The sequence below is a fragment of the Vibrio sp. 5S239 genome (assembly GCF_041439575.1).
GTDB lineage: Bacteria > Pseudomonadota > Gammaproteobacteria > Enterobacterales > Vibrionaceae > Vibrio > Vibrio kanaloae.
In genome coordinates this window covers 1-20,412 of the sequence record NZ_JBGOOM010000037.1, presented here as the reverse complement: position 1 = coordinate 20,412, position 20,412 = coordinate 1, and the positions used below count along the sequence as shown (strand labels likewise).

General features: G+C 42.9%; 17 protein-coding genes. 9 read left to right on the top strand and 8 right to left on the bottom strand.

Annotated features, from left to right (window positions below; genetic code table 11):
* Window positions 1-196: 196 nt before the first annotated feature.
* Window positions 197-2,827, bottom strand: coding sequence for a type I DNA topoisomerase (gene topA, locus ACED48_RS19805; protein ID WP_017055037.1), 2,631 nt, complete (start codon window positions 2,825-2,827; stop codon window positions 197-199).
* A gap of 439 nt (window positions 2,828-3,266) precedes the next feature.
* Here topA and ACED48_RS19800 point away from each other — a divergent pair, with 439 nt between their 5' ends.
* Window positions 3,267-3,512, top strand: coding sequence for a YciN family protein (locus tag ACED48_RS19800; protein WP_017055036.1), 246 nt, complete (start codon window positions 3,267-3,269; stop codon window positions 3,510-3,512).
* Between the two features lie 61 nt (window positions 3,513-3,573).
* Here the strand turns inward: ACED48_RS19800 and aroA are convergent, their stop codons facing one another.
* Window positions 3,574-4,854 (bottom strand): 3-phosphoshikimate 1-carboxyvinyltransferase, encoded by a 1,281-nt coding sequence (gene aroA, locus ACED48_RS19795; RefSeq protein WP_017055035.1) that lies wholly within the window; start codon window positions 4,852-4,854, stop codon window positions 3,574-3,576.
* A 162-nt stretch (window positions 4,855-5,016) separates the two neighbouring features.
* The gene (locus ACED48_RS19790) at window positions 5,017-5,472 is read right to left on the bottom strand and encodes a glycine zipper 2TM domain-containing protein (protein WP_017055034.1); all 456 of its coding nucleotides are present in this window, start codon (window positions 5,470-5,472) and stop codon (window positions 5,017-5,019) included.
* A 53-nt stretch (window positions 5,473-5,525) separates the two neighbouring features.
* On the opposite strand from ACED48_RS19790, the gene aat reads away from it, so the two are divergent.
* From aat to infA, 3 genes are all read left to right on the top strand, one after another.
* Entirely contained in the window at window positions 5,526-6,236 is a 711-nt protein-coding gene (gene aat, locus ACED48_RS19785) for a leucyl/phenylalanyl-tRNA--protein transferase (protein ID WP_017055033.1), read from the top strand.
* Window positions 6,236-6,934, top strand: coding sequence for an arginyltransferase (locus tag ACED48_RS19780; protein ID WP_017055032.1), 699 nt, complete (start codon window positions 6,236-6,238; stop codon window positions 6,932-6,934). The genes aat and ACED48_RS19780 overlap by 1 nt, the downstream gene beginning before the upstream one ends.
* Window positions 6,935-7,015: 81 nt before the next feature.
* Window positions 7,016-7,234 carry a translation initiation factor IF-1 gene (gene infA, locus ACED48_RS19775; protein ID WP_001040192.1) on the top strand — a complete coding sequence of 73 codons (219 nt, stop codon included), beginning with the start codon at window positions 7,016-7,018 and terminating at the stop codon, window positions 7,232-7,234.
* A gap of 173 nt (window positions 7,235-7,407) precedes the next feature.
* Here the strand turns inward: infA and clpA are convergent, their stop codons facing one another.
* Window positions 7,408-9,681, bottom strand: a complete 2,274-nt coding sequence (gene clpA / locus ACED48_RS19770) for an ATP-dependent Clp protease ATP-binding subunit ClpA (RefSeq protein ID WP_017055031.1) — start codon at window positions 9,679-9,681, stop codon at window positions 7,408-7,410.
* A gap of 39 nt (window positions 9,682-9,720) precedes the next feature.
* On the bottom strand, window positions 9,721-10,041 hold the full coding sequence (clpS, locus tag ACED48_RS19765) for an ATP-dependent Clp protease adapter ClpS (protein WP_029626771.1): 321 nt from the start codon (window positions 10,039-10,041) through the stop codon (window positions 9,721-9,723).
* 585 nt (window positions 10,042-10,626) lie between these two features.
* Between clpS and cspD the strand changes: the two genes are divergently transcribed.
* Window positions 10,627-10,848 (top strand): cold shock domain-containing protein CspD, encoded by a 222-nt coding sequence (gene cspD, locus ACED48_RS19760; RefSeq protein ID WP_017055029.1) that lies wholly within the window; start codon window positions 10,627-10,629, stop codon window positions 10,846-10,848.
* 268 nt (window positions 10,849-11,116) lie between these two features.
* On the opposite strand, the gene ACED48_RS19755 is transcribed toward cspD, so the two are convergent.
* The gene (locus ACED48_RS19755) at window positions 11,117-13,342 is read right to left on the bottom strand and encodes an NADP-dependent isocitrate dehydrogenase (protein WP_017055028.1); all 2,226 of its coding nucleotides are present in this window, start codon (window positions 13,340-13,342) and stop codon (window positions 11,117-11,119) included.
* Between the two features lie 321 nt (window positions 13,343-13,663).
* Here ACED48_RS19755 and ACED48_RS19750 point away from each other — a divergent pair, with 321 nt between their 5' ends.
* The gene (locus ACED48_RS19750; protein ID WP_017055027.1) at window positions 13,664-14,398 is read left to right on the top strand and encodes a pseudouridine synthase; all 735 of its coding nucleotides are present in this window, start codon (window positions 13,664-13,666) and stop codon (window positions 14,396-14,398) included.
* Between the two features lie 80 nt (window positions 14,399-14,478).
* Here the strand turns inward: ACED48_RS19750 and ACED48_RS19745 are convergent, their stop codons facing one another.
* The gene (locus ACED48_RS19745) at window positions 14,479-15,141 is read right to left on the bottom strand and encodes a DUF2057 family protein (RefSeq protein WP_017055026.1); all 663 of its coding nucleotides are present in this window, start codon (window positions 15,139-15,141) and stop codon (window positions 14,479-14,481) included.
* Between the two features lie 190 nt (window positions 15,142-15,331).
* Window positions 15,332-16,333 carry a porin gene (locus ACED48_RS19740; RefSeq protein WP_017055025.1) on the bottom strand — a complete coding sequence of 334 codons (1,002 nt, stop codon included), beginning with the start codon at window positions 16,331-16,333 and terminating at the stop codon, window positions 15,332-15,334.
* Between the two features lie 512 nt (window positions 16,334-16,845).
* Here ACED48_RS19740 and dinG point away from each other — a divergent pair.
* The 3 genes from dinG to ACED48_RS19725 all read left to right on the top strand — a co-directional run bounded on the left by dinG (window position 16,846) and on the right by ACED48_RS19725 (window position 20,399).
* Entirely contained in the window at window positions 16,846-18,921 is a 2,076-nt protein-coding gene (gene dinG, locus ACED48_RS19735; RefSeq protein ID WP_017055024.1) for an ATP-dependent DNA helicase DinG, read from the top strand.
* A 127-nt stretch (window positions 18,922-19,048) separates the two neighbouring features.
* A complete protein-coding gene (locus ACED48_RS19730) occupies window positions 19,049-19,828 on the top strand; it encodes a TSUP family transporter (RefSeq protein WP_017055023.1) in 780 nt (259 codons plus the stop codon).
* Window positions 19,829-19,850: 22 nt separating this feature from the next.
* Window positions 19,851-20,399, top strand: a complete 549-nt coding sequence (locus tag ACED48_RS19725) for a primosomal replication protein (RefSeq protein WP_017055022.1) — start codon at window positions 19,851-19,853, stop codon at window positions 20,397-20,399.
* The last annotated feature ends 13 nt before the right edge of the window (window positions 20,400-20,412 follow it).

The following is a 20,412-nucleotide window of genomic DNA, read 5'->3' as shown; positions in this document are numbered from 1 at the left end:
GAGAGTTACAGTATTTTAATTGAGTTACAATATTGTTAAAGCCACATAAAAAGATACGATTAATCATTTCCTTCATTTTCCTGTGGTCATTTAATAATACTCCAGAACTAACAACAGCCAATCATTTGCATAATTAGTCATATTTAGATCAAAAAAAAGCAGCCGAATGGCTGCTTTTTCAATCAATAACGTTTAATCACTTTTCTTTGGGCTTTTTACGCTTATCCGTAACTTCCCACTTACCGTCGATGTACAACGCAGTCCAACCGGATGGTTTTCCATCGACTTCAGTACGAACGTAGTTTTCTTTAGTCTTACGACTAAAACGAACCACTGTCGGCTTACCATCAGGGTCAGCAACTGGCGCTGATGTTAGATATTTGAATTTAGGTGAAATACGGTCTTTAAAACGAACCAGCTCTTCTACTAATGGCGCACGTGTTTCTCGTGATTTAGGGAAGTTACTCGCCGCCATAAACAGACCAGAAGCACCATCACGAAGCACGAAGTAGGCGTCTGAATTTTCACATGGAAGCTCAGGGAAGTGCACGGGATCTTCTTTAGGTGGCGCAACTTCGCCATTTTTCAGAATTTTACGAGTGTTTTTACAATCTTCACTCGTACAGTCCATGTATTTACCAAAACGACCGTTCTTCAAAACCATGTCAGAACCACACTTATCACATTCAACAAGCGGACCATCGTAGCCTTTCACTTTAAATTCGCCGTACTCAACCACATAACCTTCACAGTTCGGGTTGTTACCACACACGTGCATCTTACGCTTATCATCGATTAGATAAGCATCCATTGCTGTTTCACAGATAGGACAACGTTTTTTGGCTCGAAGTGCTGCGGTTTCAACGTCTTCTTCAAGCACGTTGATAATGCCTTCTTCATCACCCAGGTTGATGGTTGTCTTACAACGCTCTTTTGGTGGAAGTGCATAGCCAGAACAACCAAGGAATACGCCCGTCGAAGCCGTACGAATACCCATTCTACGGCTACAAGTCGGACACTCAATATCGGTTTCCACGATATGATTTGGCTTCATGCCACCAGCGTCTTCGTCTAAGTCTGCTTTTTCCAAATCGCCAGTAAAGTCTTCGAAGAAGTTATCTAGCACGCCTTTCCAGCTTGCTTCGCCTTCTGCGATTTGGTCCAACTTCTGCTCCATACGAGCAGTGAAGTCGTAGTTCATTAGGTCATTGAAGCTGCCGTCTAGACGGTCAGTGACAATTTCACCCATCTTCTCAGCATAGAAACGGCGTTGTTCAACTTTCACGTAACCACGATCTTGAATCGTCGAGATGATCGATGCATAAGTTGAAGGACGACCAATACCACGCTTCTCAAGCTCTTTAACAAGTGCCGCTTCAGTGAAACGTGCCGGTGGCTTAGTGAAGTGCTGTTTAGGGTCTAACGCAATGAGATCGAGCTTATCGCCAATCTGCACTGCTGGAAGAATCGAGTCTTCGTTTTTACCCATTGGGCGTTGAACGCGTGTCCAACCATCAAATTTAAGGATACGACCTTTCGCTTTTAGCGTGTACTCGTCAGCTTTAACGCTTACTGTCGTTGAATCGTATTGAGCTGGTGTCATTTGACATGCTACGAATTGATTCCAAATCAGCGAGTAAAGCTTGTGTGCGTCTGCGTCTACTCCGTTTAGATCTTCAGACTTAACATCTACACTTGAAGGGCGAATCGCTTCGTGGGCTTCTTGAGCCCCCTCTTTGCTGCCGTATACCAGCGCTTTAGGTGGAAGGTATTTCGCGCCGTACTCAGAACCAATGTATTCACGAGCGGCTTCTACAGCTTCTGAACTCAAGTTGGTTGAGTCAGTACGCATATAAGTGATGTAACCCGCTTCATACAGGCGTTGAGCCAGCATCATGGTTTTCTTTACGCCGTAACCAAGACGCGTACTCGCCGCTTGTTGCAATGTCGATGTAATGTAAGGTGCAGACGGCTTACTCTTCGTAGGGCGGTCTTCACGCTTACATACTTCGTATTGGGCTTTTTCTAAAACACTAACGGCAGCTTGAGTTTGCGCTTCGTTTTCAGGTTTAAACGCAACACCATCTTTCTGCGCGACTTGTAGCCTGAAATCTGTTTTATCTGTTGTTTTAGTGTCAGCATGTACATCCCAAAACTCTTCAGGGATGAAAGCGTTAATCTCTCGCTCACGCTCAACCAACAGCTTAACGGCTACCGATTGAACACGACCTGCGGACAGGCCTCGTGCTACTTTCTTCCAAAGCAGAGGTGACACCATAAAGCCAACAACACGGTCCATAAAACGTCGTGCTTGTTGTGCGTTTACGCCATCAATGTTTAGCTCACCTGGAGTTTCGAAAGCTTGTTGAATAGCATTCTTGGTGATTTCGTTAAAGACCACTCGCTTGTATCGCGTTTCATCGCCACCGATGATCTCACGAAGGTGCCATGCGATAGCTTCTCCTTCGCGGTCCAAATCGGTTGCGAGATAAACGTGGTCTGCGTTCTCAGCCAGTTTTTGTAATTCAGCAACAACTTTTTCTTTACCAGGTAAGATTTGGTAATTCGCTTCCCACTCTTTGTAAGGGTTAATACCCATTTTTTTAATAAGTGCTTTACGATCTTTTTCTTTTTTGATACGAGCTTTCTCTTCTGGGCTCATACCCTTGGTTGAAACTGCAGCAGCCTTTTTACCAGTACTTTGACCTGCCGTTGGTAAATCACGTACGTGACCTACACTCGACTTAACGACAAAGTCTTTGCCAAGGTATTTATTGATAGTTTTAGCCTTGGCTGGCGACTCCACTATAACGAGCGATTTACCCATATTGACTCTAACGTCCTTAATCACGATGCTTCAGCACCAACAATTTAACTTGCGGGCTTTTACGCATGATATTCTAAATTCATTGCTTCTTTTTTTACTATTGTGCGAGATTACTAGAAGATCAACCGCTTTTTTCAAAATTGGATCTGATCGCTCGACAATTCGACGACTCATAGATAAAGGGTCACAATATAAAGAAGCTATAAAGTACTCACGAAGAATACTTGCAAGAGCCTATTCATCAGGCATTACGTCTAAACGGGCTCATACTAAGCTTGTCCGCGAATCTAACGCGAGTTCCATTCAATTATTTTTGTCGTAAATCACAAAATAAATTGTGGATATTCGAAAAAGACTCTCTTAAACGGTTGTGAAATCATTGAATTTCTAGTTCGACACCATAAACTCAACATTATATTCAGTTATCAGAGATAAACTCATGACAAAGAAAGTAATAGCAGAATTTGATTTACTGCTTATCGCAAACCAAATTATCCAATCACATGATGACTACATTGAAGGCATGCGCGCAAACAGCGTAGTAGAAAAAGACGATGTTCTAATTTTCAAAGGTGAATATTTCTTAGACAGTAATGGAATGCCAACAGAACATACAACCGCGGTATTTAACATGTTTAAATACTTAGCGCACCATCTTTCGAAAGAATTTACGCTTCAGCAATAATTCAAAAGCTTGCCATTTAGGCAAGCTTTTTACTTCCTCAACCTATATATGTTTTGCATTTTTATAGACTTAGCATTTTCAGCTTATCGAAGTAGTCAGGGAATGTCTTTGAAGTACAACCTGGATCATTGATGGTAACCGGCGTATCGCTCAAGGCCACTAACGAGAAACACATCGCCATACGGTGATCATCATAAGTATCAATCGCCGCGTGTGTCAGTTCAGCTACTGGGTTAACGATGAGGTAATCTTCTCCCTCTTCCACTTCAGCACCGACTTTACGCAGCTCGGTTGCCATCGCAGCTAAACGATCCGTCTCTTTCACACGCCAGTTGTAGACGTTACGGATAGCTGTTGTGCCTTTCGCAAACAGAGCCGTTGTCGCAATAGTCATCGCAGCATCAGGGATATGGTTATAATCCATATCAATGCCTTTCAGCTCACCACAACGAGAGATAACGTAGTCGTCACCCCATTCGATTTCCGCACCCATTTTTTCAAGCGCATCAGCGAATTGGATATCACCTTGAATACTGTTTTTACCAATACCAGTGACCTTAATTTCACCACCTTTAATCGCAGCGGCTGCCAGGAAATAAGACGCTGATGATGCATCGCCTTCCACTAAGAAGTCACCCGGAGCTGTGTAAGATTGCCCAGTCTGAATCACGAACTCTTGGTAATCGTTATTAATCACATCCACACCAAATTGCTTCATGATGTGCAGCGTAATATCGATGTAAGGTTTAGAAACCAATTCACCGTCAATTTTAATGGTCACTTCACCTTCAGCTAAGGGCGCAGCCATCAAAAATGCCGTCAAGAATTGACTAGAGATTGAACCGTCGATAGAAACCGTACCGCTCTTCAGACCTGTACCTGTGATCTTCAATGGTGGGTAGTTTTCGTTCTCTAAGTATTGAACGTCGGCGCCGGCTTCGCGTAGTGCAGCGACTAAGTGGCCAATCGGACGCTCTTTCATGCGAGGCTCGCCTGTCAGAACATACTCACCGCGGCCTAAACATAGTGCAGCCGCCAACGGACGCATCGCCGTACCCGCGTTACCTAAGAAAAGCTCGAGGGCTTTGTCACTTGAAAATGCACCACCAACACCTGTCACTTCACAAACGGTTTTGTCTGCAGACAACTGATAATCAACACCTAACTGAGTCAATGCATTCAACATATGACGAATATCATCACTGTCTAGCAAGTTTGTTAGGCGAGTGGTTCCCGTAGAAAGTGCAGCCAAAAGAAGTGCACGGTTGGAAACGCTTTTTGAACCAGGTAGGTTAACTTCCCCGTTCACTTTTTGAATTGGTTGTAACGTAAGGCTTTCCATTAAATCTTATAGTCCTTGTACCACCCGAAGTCACTGGCGCGTATTTATTTTCGGGTGATGAATAATTCTTCGTACTTGCAGATTAACTAACTTTTCCAACTAACTCCAGAGCTAATCCCCTTGATAAAGGCGATTAATCAGCCAATCAATAAAACCAACACACTAGTACACGATATCAACGCGAACACCATCAGAAAAATAGAGAATGCGCACATCGTCACCTCGGTTAAACAACATCGAGTTATCGACATCTTGAATAATGTTAACCAACTTGCCCTCTTTGGTTTTGACCAATAACTCGACAAGTTTGTATTCGACTTTGTACTGTGTATTACCCCGGTTACGAGCTATTCCCGCACCAGCCACTGCGCCCACGGCCGTTGCGACTTCCTTACCAGTGCCACCACCAAACTGATTACCGATCAAGCCACCGATCGCAGCACCCAATAAGGTTTCCCAACCATTCGCTTTCGATTCAACGATCTCTTGTTGAGTGATGTATCTAACCGTATCGATCTCACCATAAACCACCTCATTCACTGGTCGAGCTTGGTTTCTGTTGTAAGCTGCATTTGCCAACATGGGCAAAACAAGTAAAATCCAAAGCAACTTCTTCATGGTAAAACTCCTAAAGACCTCTTGGTCAGTGATTAATCTGTAACGCGGTACTTATGACTATATACCTAACCGAACTTGATACTACTAGTATAGAGTTTCCTTCGCCCTTCAACGCGCTTGATGAACCCAACGGTCTGCTCGCCTTTGGTGGTGATTTGTCACCAATGCGAATTTTGAACGCTTATAGCCAAGGTATATTTCCATGGTACGGCCCAGGTGAGCCTATACTTTGGTGGAGCCCTGCACCGCGAGCGATATTTAACCCTAAGACATTCAAAGCATCAAAAAGTCTTAAAAAGTTTCAAAGAAAACATAATTATCGTGTCAGCATTAATCAAGCGACGGACAGAGTAATCGGTTACTGCTCTTCGTTAAGATCCGAAGAGGAAACCTGGCTAAACAACGACATGCAGTTAGCTTACCGCGAACTTGCTTCATTAGGATTCTGTCATTCCGTTGAAGTGTGGCAAGGCGATGAATTGATCGGCGGGCTTTATGGCTTACAAAGAGGCCAAGTCTTTTGCGGTGAATCGATGTTTAGCTTGAAGACCAATGCCTCTAAGATCGCGCTGTGGTACTTTTGTGAACACTTTAACCAGTTCGGTGGGAAGCTCATTGATTGTCAGGTCATGAACCCTCACTTGGAGTCCTTGGGCGCTATAGAGGTCGATAGAAACGAATTCTTAAACGCTCTGCAGTCACTAAAAGAAACCTCCGTTGACGATGCATGCTTTAAAACCCAATGGTTAAAGGAAATGCCTTAATGAATCCAGATTTACAACAAATCAGAATTGGATTAACAGATAATCACGCTTGCAGCTATTTACCACACCTCGAAGAAAGAGTGGCAGTCACGCTTGATGAGCACATGCACACTTCAGAGAGTTATGAAGTTCTGCTCGCAAACGGGTTTCGTCGCAGTGGAACTACCATTTACAAGCCACATTGCGACAATTGCTCAGCATGCCAGGCCATTCGTGTTTCTATCCCAGAAGTTAAGTTCTCCAAAAGCCAAAGACGGGTCCTCAACAAGGCGAAAACATTTCGCTGGGAACTCAAAGACACAATGGATGATAACTGGTTTGATTTATATAGCCGCTACATAACCGCTCGTCATCGTTCGGGAACCATGTATCCACCAAAGAAAAAGGAGTTTCTACAATTCTCACAAAATGAGTGGCTTACAACAAAGTTCATGCATATCTACGACGAGAATAAGTTGATCGGAATTGCTGTTACCGATGTTATGCCTCATAGCACTAGCGCGTTTTATACCTTCTTCGATCCAGATATCGACATATCCATGGGAACACTTAGTGTTCTATTCCAAATCCAACACGCCCAGAAAGAGCATAAACAATGGCTATATTTGGGTTATCAAATCGATGAATGCCCTGCAATGAACTATAAAGTACGGTTTCAACGCCATCAAAGGCTAGTAAATCAACGGTGGCAAGGGTAGAATACGCGACAACTTTACATATTTTGATTTTAACGGCACAATCAAGCCGTTGAAAACCGCCAAATTTCGAAAGAGGATTAGATGGCTAAAGAAGACGTAATCGAGATGCAAGGCACTGTCCTTGATACTCTACCAAACACAATGTTCCGTGTTGAACTTGAAAATGGTCACGTAGTGACAGCACACATCTCTGGTAAAATGCGTAAGAACTACATCCGTATTCTTACTGGTGATAAAGTAACTGTTGAGATGACTCCATACGACCTTTCTAAAGGCCGCATCGTCTTCCGTGCTCGTTAATTTTTAATTATCGAATACGATAAGAAGCGGAGCTATATGCTCCGTTTTTTAACACCTAAAATTCCCCATCTCCCAAAAATAAAAAACGCACAACCGAAATCATGCGTTTTATTTTAGCTACGTGTTCATTGAGGCCTAAGCCGCTAGAAAGTTAAACCATTAAGAAATAATGCTTAATGCATAACCTCTTCTTTAGCACCAACATAGATGAAATCCAATTCGTCTTTTTTCAGGGATACTTTAACCGTACCGCCATCAACCAAGCTACCGAACAGTAACTCGTTAGCAAGTGGTTTCTTAAGCTTCTCTTGAATCACACGTCCCATTGGACGAGCACCCATGGTCTTGTCATAGCCTTTATCAGCTAACCAATGACGTGCATCCTCAGAAACCTCTAAAGACACGCCACGAGCGTCCAGTTGAACCTGAAGCTCAACAATGAACTTATCAACAACTTGGCTAATCACACTTGGATCAAGGCTGTTGAACCAAATGATATTATCAAGACGGTTACGGAACTCAGGAGTAAACACCTTCTTGATTTCGCCCATCGCATCTGGCGCATGATCTTGTTGGATCAGGCCGATCGATTTCTTCTCGGTTTCAGCCACACCAGCGTTTGTTGTCATCACTAAGATAACGTTACGGAAATCCGCTTTGCGACCGTTGTTATCAGTTAGTGTACCGTTATCCATCACCTGCAGTAACAGGTTGAAGATATCTGGGTGAGCCTTTTCGATCTCATCAAGTAACACAACAGAGTGTGGGTTCTTGATTACCGCGTCAGTCAGTAGACCACCTTGGTCATAACCAACGTAACCTGGAGGCGCACCGATCAAGCGGCTAACCGAGTGACGCTCACCGTACTCAGACATATCAAAGCGCAGCAGTTCAATACCCATCAGTTTAGACAGTTGAACCGTAACCTCGGTTTTACCCACACCAGTAGGACCAGCAAATAGGAATGAACCAACCGGTTTATTGTCAGCACCTAGTCCTGCACGAGTTAGCTTGATCGCTTCGCTCAATACATCGATCGCAGGGTCTTGTCCGAATACCAACATTTTCATGCGTCGATCCAGTTTCTGCAACGTATCTTTGTCTGAAGACGATACTGATTTCTCAGGAATACGCGCCATCTTCGCCACCATTGACTCGATATCAGCCACACTTACCGTCTTCTTACGACGGCTTGCAGGAGCCAGACGGCTACGAGCGCCAGCTTCATCAATAACGTCAATCGCCTTATCAGGAAGGTGGCGTTCATTAATGTATTTAGCTGACAGCTCCACAGCGGCACGCAACGCTTTATTGGTATAACGCACTTCGTGGTGAGCTTCGTATTTTGGCTTCAGGCCAATCAGAATCTTAGTCGTATCATCTAATGACGGTTCAACAATATCGATTTTCTGGAAACGACGAGATAGCGCACGCTCCTTCTCAAAAATACTGCTGTACTCTTGGTATGTTGTTGAGCCGATGCAACGTAACTTGCCACTGCTTAATAGCGGCTTGATTAGATTTGCCGCATCAACTTGACCGCCAGATGCCGCACCCGCACCAATAATTGTGTGAATTTCGTCGATAAACAGAATCGCGTCTTCTTCTTTCTCTAGTTGCTTAAGAATTGCTTTGAAACGTTTCTCAAAATCACCACGATATTTAGTCCCAGCTAGAAGTGAACCAATATCTAAAGAATAAATCACACTGCTCTGAATAATTTCAGGTACTTGTCCTTCAACAATACGCCATGCAAGGCCTTCAGCAATGGCGGTTTTACCTACACCAGCTTCACCCACCAACAAAGGGTTATTCTTACGACGGCGACATAGTACTTGAATTGTACGTTCAAGCTCTTTATCACGCCCGATAAGTGGATCAATGTTACCTTGCTTCGCCACTTCGTTAAGGTTGGTGGCAAAGTTTTCTAGACGGTCTTCAGAATTAGCTTCTTCTGCACTCTCTGTACCACCAAATGAAGCAGACGATGATGAGCTGTCACCTTCGTTATTGACCTTGGTAATACCATGAGAAATAAAATTAACAATATCTAAGCGACTAATGTCGTTTTTCTTGAGTAAATATGCCGCGTGAGATTCTTGCTCACTGAAAATAGCCACAAGTACATTAGCACCTGTTACTTCACTGCGACCTGAAGATTGGACATGAAAAACAGCGCGTTGGAGCACTCGTTGAAAGCTCAGTGTAGGCTGCGTTTCACGAGTCTCATCGCTCTCTGGAATCAGTGGGGTTGTTTGATCGATAAAAATATCGAGCTCGTTGCGAAGAGCGTCGAGATCAGCCTGACAAGCTTGTAGCGCTTCCTTGGCCGCATCATTTTCTAATAATGCTAGTAGGAGGTGTTCGACAGTCATAAATTCATGCCGCTTGTCTCGTGCACGAGCAAATGCACCATTTAAACTCGTCTCTAATTCTTTATTTAGCATAAGTACCTCCTAAGTGAACAACAGTGTTGTTCGAGCAATTTATACTTGCTCCATTGTACATAGTAGCGGATGCTCATTTTCCTTTGAATACATCGTTACCTGAGCTACCTTTGTTTCCGCTATTTCAGCACTGAATGTGCCGCATATAGCTTTACCTTCATAATGAACCTTGAGCATCACTTCCGTTGCTTTTTCGATATCTAGTGAGAAAAATCGCTCTAGTATCTCGATTACAAAGTCCATAGGCGTGTAATCATCGTTATTCAATATAACGTTATACATTGCCGGTGGCTTTACTTTAGTTGTCTCTTTCTCCAGTAGATCTGAGCCTGGAGATGCCCATTCAAAGTTTCTGCTCATATCAGTTTTGCTAAGGGTTATTTTCCGGAAATCGTGAATGTTTAGCTCACTCAAATCTATCATATTCACGCTTTATGGTGTACTAAGAAACTGCACCAAGAAACAGGGCCAAAAAATATTCCTCTATACTGAGCCTAATCCACCATTTCCATAGCTGCAAATAAAAGATCTCGATTAACAGGGTTAACATATGTGATTGATTAAAAAGACACCACAACTATTGACTCTGACAATAAAACCGCCACTAAGTTACTATTTAGTTAATAGTTTGCAGTTAATCTCGAATGTGATTTGTTATTAAAATTGATCAATTTTATACCAATTTACTATTGACTGTGCTCAATCATTAGCTACATTGGAGCTAAAAGGTTTTTAATACATTTTTGCAACATGATTTAAAATCAGCAACACGCTTTAAAAATTAACAATAAGGAATAGTTACGCAGGGTAGCGTTAATTTCCGTAAGCAATGTACGAGGTTCAAGCTATCAGCTGAAGTTCTTTCGCTGATCAGAATGATATCAATCTCACTTACAAAAATTGATATAACAACGTTAGTAATAAAATGCATGAGGGATGTATAGCATGGCTACAGGTACAGTAAAATGGTTTAACAACGCCAAAGGGTTTGGTTTTATTTGTCCGGAAGGTGAAGACGGCGATATTTTCGCGCACTACTCCACAATACAAATGGAAGGTTATCGAACCTTAAAGGCTGGTCAGCAGGTCGACTATGAAGTAGAAAGTGGACCTAAAGGATCGCATGCTAGCTCTGTTGTTCCTGTAGAAGGTAACGCCAGTAAATAGGTTGACTGCCAACACATGTTTACGTTCATTAGTCCTAGTTAAAAACGACTAAGTTACACAGTAAGCGCTCATTTAGCACTGTCATACAGTCTTAAATGGGCGTTTTTTTTCGAACATTTTTTTCGAACAATAGACATCAAGTAAAAAACGCTTTAACGGTTTCATTAAAGCGTCTTCAATTTTGATTTAGTCAGGAAATACATTTCTTACTTGACTAAAAGATAACTATCAAACCATGTTTATGACTTGATAGTTATGAGTACAATCACTATGCATCAATAAATGCGTTTAGCGTTGAACTTGGGCGCATTAGAGTTGAAACCAATGCGTCGTCAAGTAGGTAGTAACCACCTAAGTCACCAGCTACACCTTGAGCGTTGTTTAGCTCGGCAACAATCGCTTCTTCGTTTTCCGTCAGTTGATGCGCCACACTAGCAAACTCTGCTGCTAAATCAGCATCAACAGTTTGTTCAGCAAGTGCTTTAGCCCAGTATGCAGCTAGGTAGTAGTGGCTACCACGGTTATCAAGCTCACCCACTTTACGTGAAGGTGACTTATTATGATCTAGGAATTCGCCCGTCGCTTTATCAAGTGCATCAGCTAGAACTTGCGCTTTAGCATTCCCTGTCACTACGCTTAGGTGCTCTAATGACGCCGCTAATGCTAAGAATTCACCTAGAGAATCCCAGCGAAGATGGTTTTCTTTCTCTACTTGCTGCACGTGCTTAGGAGCCGAGCCGCCAGCACCTGTTTCAAACAAACCACCACCGTTCATTAGCGGAACAATTGATAGCATCTTAGCTGATGTACCAAGCTCTAGAATTGGGAACAAGTCAGTTAGGTAATCACGTAAAACGTTACCTGTAACTGAAATCGTATCTAGGCCTTCTTTAATACGAGCCAATGAATATTGAGTTGCTTCAAGTGGAGCAAGGATCTTAATTTCAAGACCATCAGTATCGTATTCAGAAAGGTACGTTTCAACTTTCTTAATAAGCTGAGCGTCGTGCGCACGAGACTCATCTAGCCAGAATATAGCTGGAACACCCGAAGCTCGAGCACGAGTTACCGCCAGTTTAACCCAGTCTTGAATCGGCGCATCTTTAACCTGACACATACGGAAGATATCGCCTTCCTCTACGTCTTGCTCCAAAAGCACTGAGCCTGAAGCGTCAACAACTTGAACCTGACCAGCAGCTTCAAGAATGAAAGTTTTATCATGAGAACCATACTCTTCCGCTTTTTGAGCCATCAAACCAACGTTTGGTACGCTCCCCATAGTCGTAGGGTCAAAAGCACCGTTCTCTTTACAGAAATCAATAACCGCTTGGTAGATACTCGCATAGCTACGATCTGGGATCATTGCTTTCGTATCTTTTTGCTTACCTTCTGGGTCCCACATTTGACCTGAAGAACGCAGCATTGCAGGCATAGATGCATCAACAATGATATCGCTTGGTACGTGTAGGTTAGTAATACCACGGTCCGAATCAACCATAGCTAGTGGAGGCTGAGTCTCGTATACCGCTTGTAAGTCAGCTTCTATTGCTTCTTTCTGCGCTTGAGGAAGCTCAGCAATTTTCGCATATACATCACCGATGCCGTTATTAACATCAACACCTAACTCTTCAAATAGTTGGCCGTGCTTAGCGAATACGTCTTTGTAGTAAACCTTAACCGCGTGACCAAAAATCACTGGATCAGAGACTTTCATCATCGTCGCTTTCATGTGAAGTGAAAGCAGTACACCTTGCTCTTTAGCCGATGCGATCTCTTTTTCAAAGAACGCAACCAAAGCAGCTTTGTTCATTACCGATGCATCGATGATCTCTTTATCTTGCAATGCGAAAGCTGGCTTAAGCGTTTTCTTAGAACCGTCTTTACCGACAAACTCAATGCTTACTTGAGTAGCACCCTCAATGGTCACTGACTTTTCACTACCGAAGAAGTCTTTGTCGTCCATGCTTGAAACATGTGACTTAGAGTCTGCAGACCAAGCGCCCATAGAGTGTGGGTTTTTCTTCGCATAGTTCTTAACAGAAAGTGGAGCACGACGGTCAGAGTTACCTTCACGTAGTACTGGGTTTACTGCACTGCCTTTAATCTTGTCGTAAGTCGCCTTTACTGCTTTTTCTTCATCAGTATTCGCTTCCTCAGGGTAATTAGGAAGTGCGTAACCTTTTGACTGTAGCTCTTTGATCGTTGCTTGAAGTTGAGGTACAGATGCTGAAATATTTGGAAGCTTAATGATGTTCGCTTCTGGTGTCTTAGCCAGCTCACCTAGCTCGGCTAATGCATCACCTATACGCTGCTCTTCATTCAAGTAGTCAGGGAAGTTGGCAATAATGCGCCCTGCAAGTGAAATATCGCGAGTATCAACGTCAATACCAGAAGAAGCCGTAAAAGATTGAATGATTGGCAGCAGAGAGTAAGTTGCTAGTGCCGGAGCTTCGTCTGTGATGGTATAGATGATAGTTGGTTTTTCAGTAGGCATGAAATTTCCCTATAGTTCTTACAAGCTCACCTAAAGTAGTGAGAATGTTATAAATTGACCAATAAGCGACTCTGAGAGTGAAAACTGCTTACTTGGTAGTCGTACTCTATCTTATTCCTCATGCTATCTTGATGACAGCATGAACCAAATCCGTGAGTGCGTTGTTATAATAAAACACGAAGGTATAATTAAACAAATCAGGCTTAAGAGTCCATCAACTTGTTCTATTTTGTGTCTTTTAGGCGCGCAAATGATAGCTCAATTCCGTTTCAGTGAAAACTTTTCAGCACACTTCATTTACATTTTTGCAAGGTAGTTAACATGTCTACTCGCTCACTCAGCGCATCTCGCTCAGACAAACCAACTCGTTCTGGCGCAACATTAAAACAAAGCGGTAATAGGCAGAACCGAAGCAGTGATAAAAATAGCACTGGCAATACACATAAAAGACCTCACTCAAGTAAACACCGTTACAAGAGCAAACCTATGAGTACAAAACCAAAGGTAACATTGGAAGAGCGAAAAGTGATTCTGTTTAACAAGCCTTTTGATACTCTCAGCCAGTTCACCGATGGTGAAGGCAGAAAAACGTTGGCTGATTTTATACCAATTAAAGATGTTTATGCTGCAGGACGACTTGACCGCGACAGCGAAGGATTAATGGTCTTAACCAATGATGGCATCTTTCAAGCTAAACTAACTCAGCCCAACTCAAAGTCACCAAAGACTTATTGGGTGCAGGTTGAAGGAAGCCCCTCTGAGGAAGATTTAGATAAATTGAGAAAAGGTGTCGAGCTAAAAGACGGTATGACACTGCCAGCAAGAGTAGAAATAATGCCAGAGCCAGAGGTTTGGGAAAGAACCCCTCCAGTTAGGTTTAGAGCTGCAATACCAACTACATGGATAGCGATGACTATCATTGAAGGACGTAACCGTCAGGTAAGGCGTATGACAGCCAATATAGGCTTCCCTACTCTACGCCTCATTCGTTATTCGATGGGTAATATGAACGTCGGTGAGCTTCAGCCTGGTGAGTGGAGAGAGGTAAAGCTTTAACCGCTTGAACGAGTAAAGCCAGCAGCTAGTGCTCCTGGCTTCGCTTCCCAAAAACAGTCATCAACGTTGATTGAGTTCGTTTACTGCTGATCAACCAACCATTTACGGAGTGATTTACGCTCAGTTGGCGACAATTTCAAATACGACATTTTTGCTTTTTGCATTTCTAAGCTATCTTGGCCTACAGACTTAGCTGCTTGTTGCTTACCGTTTACTAAACTTGCAGCGGCAACAGGTGCAATGACATTACCCGCAAAGCTGATGCCATTGGCTGCGTTATAAATCGCAAGTTGTTCGTCAAGGTTTGAATATGGGAGCATGCCCTTTTTCCCCACCATTTTGATTTGGTCGTAATCTATATCGCTGCCATTGAGGCTCACATTCCAGTCAATCGTATCGCCTTCAAACACTTTTCTTGCTTGAAGTACGTCGTTCAGTTTCGGACCGTCGATTTCCAGTTCGCCATCATTAACATTCAAGGTAAGGATATAAGGCGCTGAAGTAAAGTTGCCACGCTGTTCACCTCGCCCCAACATCGTATTCATGCGTAACACGATTTGATTCGACCCCGTAGCAAGCATAAACGGTTCATCCATCTGTTTTGCATCTTGACTATTGATAAATAACACTTCAACTCCTTGAGACGCATCTAGCTCGGTGGACGAATTGGTGTTTGCATATGCATTTGGGACACTCAACGCGGAAAGCGCCATTAAAATCGAAGTCCAAATAGTACGTTTCATGATTTAACCCTTTTTTATCATTAAGTCTTATACCCAAATAACCTCAAGGTCTCGCTAACACCATGCATAAAATATAGCTTACTAGCCAGAGATTTAAGCTCAGTTGGGTATAACACTGACAGCTTTCTTATATAATCAAAAAGGCCGCATAAATGCGACCTTTGTTTACATTCAACTTGATATCAAGTGATTAGAATGTGTAGTACATACCTGCGATAACAGCATCACCTTCAACTAAGTTGGCATTGTCTACTTTGTTCTCGTAATCAGAGTATTCAACGAATGCAGAGATGTTGCTAGAAACTGCGTAATCAGTACCTACAGTGTAGTAAGTAATCTCTTGATCGTTGTCACCGTCAGTGAAGCCGAATGACGTGTATAGACGTACTTTTTCGATTTGGTAATCTAGAGCTGCAGAAATTGTGTCTAGATCTGAAGCACCATCGATATCTTCAAAGATGTAGTTCACTGCTGCGCCGAAGTTACCTAGAGTAAGACCAGCTTTTGCACCCATTACACTGTAATCAGTACCATTTCCACGGTTACCTTGATCTTGGTAAGTTGCGCCAAGAGTGAACATCTCGTCGAAAGTGTATTCAGCAGACACACCGTATGCTACGTCTGCATCTTCGTCTGAAGATAGGTAAGTATCAGCAATTAACTTAAGACCGCCAGTTGTGTACTTAGCTGAAACCGCATGACCAGCAGACTCAAGAGAGCTAACAAAGTCATCCATGTAGCCGAAGCCTTCGTTAGTGTTGTCTAGTGTTACTGCGTCTAGAGAGTCACCGAAGTCACCTACTTCACCAGCAGCGATACCGAAGTTCTCACCAATGTTGAAACCGAAGTAAAGGTCATCTGTAGAAACAGAGTTATCGTCATCAAACTTGCCTTCCCAAATGCCAAAACCGTTGCCGTTTTCAACTTCGAAAGAACCGAATGCAGATACGCTATCGCTCAGCTTATGTGTTGCATCGATCTGAATTTTTGCCCACAGGTCAACATCAAGATCAGATTTAGCATTTACGTCAGCTTTACCAGTTTCTTTTATTGTAGCTTCACCAGTACTTAGGTAAGTATCGATTTCACCTTTAACGTTGAACGCTGTAGTGCCGTCGTCATAAATGTTGCCTGCTGCTAGCGTAGAAGTTGAGATACCCGCTAGTGCTAATGCGATTAGAGTCTTTTTCATAATAAATCCACTGCCTTTTCTAAGAATGGGAGATCCTTGCCCGGTTCCCTATTATTTTTGTGACTAGTAATTACCACTCTTTGTTGGCTAACCACTGTCACTAAATTTCGATGTCTAGATTGCAAAAGATTATCCTGCGTGTCAAATAAACTAAAAAAACACTCAAAAAAAACATAAACAGCTAAAAATCAAACACTTACATTTTTTTTCATTGTTTTACGAGTGACTTATCCTTAGTTTTACTGGGAAATATAATAACTATAAAAACAAAAAATACAGTATTAAAAACCATAAAAACAAAAACAAAACCACCAAATAAGAATTTTACACCTGATAGCCAGTCTTTTTTAATATTTATATTTCACAAGATAAATAAAATAGTTAAGTTCCTGATGGTTCAGTTTTTTTTTGTGAACGAGATCTACCTTTGATTCAAAAGCGAGCTATTTTGCCGTAAATGTACCGGCTAGTGATATGTGCTACTATCCTCGCTCCGTTACGTAGGTCACAGTATGCTAACTACTAAAATTCAAAACTCTATCCGCACCAGTTATCAAAACCTCCAAGATCAGTTGGACAACTTTGTACCTCGACGTGCTCAAAATTACCTTGTTGCAGAAATAGCAAAGACACTTTGTGGGCAATACCACAAAAGTAATCGCATGATTGTTGCTGAGGCAGGAACGGGGATTGGCAAATCACTAGCTTATTTGATGGCGACGATTCCTGTTGCGGTACTCAACAATCGAAAAATCGTCATTTCAACGGCGACGGTTGCACTTCAAGAACAACTCGTCAATAAAGACCTCCCTCTATATAGAAGACTTACTGATAGAGAGTTCTCTTTTATACTCGCCAAAGGTAGACAGCGTTATTGCTGTGCCGAGAAGTTAGCCGCTGCTTGTGGAGTTGATGGTGGACAAATGGCTATGTTCGACGCCAAACCAAAGAAAAAGGATACCGAACAACTTCAAACCATGTACCGTAGTTTGGCTCAAGGCAAATGGGATGGTGACCGCGACTCATGGCCGAAACCAATCGACAATATAATTTGGCAAATGATTGTCAGTGATAAGCACAGCTGTAATAACAGTATGCCTTCTCATAGAGACTGCCCTTTCCAAAAAGCACGCTCGGAGCTAGATAAAGCGGACGTGATTATCGCCAATCACAGTTTAGTGATGGCTGACGCAGACCTAGGCGGTGGAGTTATTCTTCCAGAACCTGAGAATAGTATCTATATCTTCGACGAGGCCCATCATTTACCTCACGTAGCAAGAGACCACTCGTCTGCAGCGGCGAGCTTAAAAGGCGCCGCATCTTGGTTAGAGCGCTTAAATCAATCCATCACCAAGCTTTCGGGCCTCGCGGACGAAAAGCGCGTTAATCGATTCAGAAATGAACTGCAAGATTCAGTACAGCAGCTGATTCCCACTCTGAATCAGCTAAACAAACAATTTGACACCGCCCATTTTGAAGACGGGTTGTTTCGTTTTGAGCACGGCGAGCTACCCGAATGGCTAGAAAGTGAATCTAAAGATCTCAAGCAGCTCACTCAAAAGGCGAGTCAAGCCGTCGCAAAAGTTGCAGACCTCATTGCTGAACGTGTTAAAGACGGTGAACTTTCAGCGAAATTAGCCGAGCCCGCACTCGCTGAAATAGGTTTCTATATACAAAGGACAGAGAATCTAGCGCAAGTATGGCGCCTAATGGCGGAACCTAAGCGAGAAAAGGGGGCGCCGTTAGCGCGTTGGCTTGAGTTAAACGAAGAGAGTGAAGGCGATATCGTCGTGAATGTTTCACCATTAGAGGTGGGCTGGCAACTTGACCAACAGATTTGGAGCCGCTGTGTTGGAGCCGTCTTAGTTTCTGCGACAATGAGAGCGCTAAATTCCTTCAGCTTCTTCAGTCATCAAGCCGGTATCAGTCAAAAAGCGGAAGATGGTGTGCAATTTCTGGCTTTAGCGTCACCGTTTGATTATCAGAATCAAGCAGAGCTGATCGTTCCAGCTATGAAATACGAACCGCAAGCGCCTCAGTTTACCGAATATCTTATTGAAATTTTGCCTAAGATAATAGAAGAAAACAAAGCCAATCTCGTTCTATTCTCTTCTTACTGGCAAATGAATAAAGTTGCAGAAGCTTTGGCAACAGATTTCGTTAAAAAGTCATGGGCTTTACAGGTTCAAGGTGATACTTCACGCACTGAAATCCTAAAAAAACATAAAAAACTCATAGACCAAGGTAAAACAAGCGTTCTTTTTGGGACTGGCAGCTTTTCAGAAGGCCTTGACCTACCAGGAGCACTTCTTGAAAACCTAGTTATTACCAAGATTCCTTTTGGCGTTCCAACCTCCCCAGTAGAACAAGCACATTCAGAATATATTGAATCACGTGGCGGTAATCCCTTTATGCAGATTACTGTTCCAGATGCGAGTAAAAAGCTTATTCAATCTGTCGGTCGGCTACTGCGAAAAGAACGAGATTCTGGTAAAGTCACCATCCTTGATAGACGTATAGTGACGAAGCGATACGGGAAGTCCCTACTCGACTCGCTACCGCCTTTTAAAAGAACAATAAATTACTAATTTTCCTACCATTAAGGTAGTTATGGGCCAGTTATCGCTAGGCCCTTCATTCACAACCCAACATGACTAATCCATCGATTATTCGTGTGGCTGTACGACCAGCCGACAACGAGAACACTAGCTATTTATGGAAATGATTGAACCAACCATGTTGGTTATTCTTGCTCTGGTTGCATTTGCAGCTGGCTTTATTGATGCTGTCGCCGGTGGTGGTGGGATGTTAACCGTCCCCGCTTTGTTATCACTTGGCCTGCCACCACACATTGCGTTGGGTACCAATAAGCTCGCTGCGACGTTTGCCTCATCGACAGCGGCTTTTACGTATTACCGTAAGAAATTATTTAAACCCGAGTGCTGGGTCAACGCATTTATAGCAACGCTAATAGGTGCGACTATTGGTACATTAACCGTAGATGCAATCAGTACTGAATGGTTAGAGAAAGTCTTACCGCTCATTATTTTAGCGGCGGCAGTCTATACCATTTTCCACAAGACTCCAGACGTGAGCCACGATGTGTCTCCTAAACCGTGTCCGGTACTTAAAAGAAAACAAAAGTACCAAGGATTCATTCTTGGGTTTTACGATGGTGTTGCAGGCCCAGGAACCGGCGCATTTTGGACCGTAAGTTCTATGGCACTTTACCGCCTGAATATCTTACTTGCTTCTGGCCTAGCTAAAGCAATGAACTTTACCAGTAACTTCACTTCTTTGGTAACTTTCGCCATTTTGGGTCATATTGATTGGGTTCTTGGTTTAACCATGGGTGTTTGCTTAATGGCAGGGGCATTTGTTGGTGCACACTCTGCGATTCGTTTTGGTGCGACGTTTATACGACCTGTCTTTGTGACTGTGGTCAGTGTTCTTGCAATTAAACTGGCTTACGAAGCGTGGTTTGTAAACTTATAGCTACCAGCAAACAGGAAGCAACATGAATCAGTTTTCAAAACTAAAAAGTGTTATTGACACCTTGATTGGCCATTGCTCTCAGGTCGATAAATCTCGTGGTGCTTACCATCAAGCATTGTTTGATCGAGCCTTGTTTAAGTGTGGCTCCTCTATTCTGCTTCCTTATGCACTTGAAACTCAGGCGACTTATAACACCATCATTCGTGAACAGGACACCAATCAACTCACTTCATCACGAGCAAATTACCTAACTGAAAAACTGACCAACCAGATTGCAGCGATTCAACGAGAGTTAGCGAATCACGATTTGCGTCTAGATAGAAAAAGTAAATCAGGGAAAAGTTTAAACGATTTATACAATGAACTTGCACAGCATCAAGATTGGCGAAAGCGGTTAGTCGATTTAGTTCAAGCACGAAAGTTAGCGTTTGATTCTGCGCCTCGCCACAGTAAGAAAAAAGCGGAAGAGGCTTGGCAGTTAGCAAAAGAACGATTAGAGCGCTGTGAAGACTCAATGAAAAATATTGAGAGATTGATTAACTTAGAGAACCCTAAGCGAAATGAATACTGATAACACACCATCA